The organism is Nocardia farcinica, assembly GCF_029867845.1.
GTDB classification, from domain to species: domain Bacteria; phylum Actinomycetota; class Actinomycetes; order Mycobacteriales; family Mycobacteriaceae; genus Nocardia; species Nocardia farcinica_A.
The window spans coordinates 1-1,056 of sequence record NZ_JARWRU010001241.1; the positions used below are offsets into that span (position 1 = coordinate 1).

Annotated in this window: 1 protein-coding gene; it reads left to right on the top strand. The window is 77.6% G+C overall.

Features of this window, described 5'->3' with window-relative positions; all coding sequences use genetic code 11:
* Nucleotides 1-56: 56 nt before the first annotated feature.
* Nucleotides 57-1,056, top strand: a 1,000-nt coding sequence (locus QH283_RS27775) for a winged helix DNA-binding domain-containing protein (RefSeq protein WP_280505883.1), incomplete at its 3' end; no start/stop codon positions are given.

Consider the following 1,056-nt stretch of genomic DNA (forward strand, 5'->3'; position numbering starts at 1 on the left):
GGGGGGGGGGCGCGGTGGCGGCGGCGGGGGGGGCGGGGGTGTACCTCGGGGGCTTTGTGGGTGGGGGGGGGGGGCGGGGCCGGCTGTGCGACCCCGACCCCGCGGCGGGGGAGCGGGCCGCGGTCGCGGTGGCCGAGCGGCGGGCGGGGGTGCAGGCGCAGGTGGCCTCGGCGGCGGAGACGGCCGTCGCGGTGCGCAGCGCCGAGCCGAGGGCCGGGGCGGTGGCGGCGGCGCTGGGCGAGGGCGCTCTGGTGAAGACCTGGGCCATGCGCGGCACCCTGCACGCCATGACGCCCGCCACCGCCGCGGCCGTGCTTCCGGTGATCGCCTCGGGCCGGACCTGGGAGAAACCTTCCTGGCAGAAGGCTTTCGGTGCGAGCCCACGGACGGTCGCGGCACTGGCCGGGGCGGTCGGGGAGATCCTGGCCGACGCTGCCCTCACCCGCGCCGAACTCGTGGACGCGCTGCTGGCCGATCCCGCCTTCGCCGAACTCGGGGCCGAGCTGCGCTCCGGGTGGGGCGCACTGCTGAAACCGCTGGCCTGGCAGGGCGTGCTGTGCCACGGCCCGGCCGACGGCAACCGGGTCACCTTCACCAGCCCGCGCGCGTTGATCCCCGGGTGGGCGGGCGCGCTGCCGGTGGAAGAGGCCGCGCCGCAGGCGATCCGCGCCTACCTCGGCGCATACGGGCCCGCCGGGCCGGAGGTCTTCGACGCCTGGCTGACCCGCAACAGCCTGCGCAAGACCGTGGTGCGCGGGTGGTTCGCCGCACTCGGCGACGAGCTGGTGCCGGTCGACGTCGAGGGCCGCGCCGGGTTCGTGCTCGCCGAGCACGCCGACGAGCTCGCCGCCACCGCGCCGGCCGCCGGGGTCCACCTGCTCGGACCGTTCGACCAGTACATCCTCGGGCCGGGCACCGCCGACACCGCGCTGCTTCCGAAAGCCCACCGCGCCGAGGTCAGCCGGGCCGCGGGCTGGATCGCCCCGCTGGTGGTGCGGGACGGGCGCGTGGCGGGCACCTGGGAATTCGACGGTGACGAGGTGGTGGTGTCCCTGT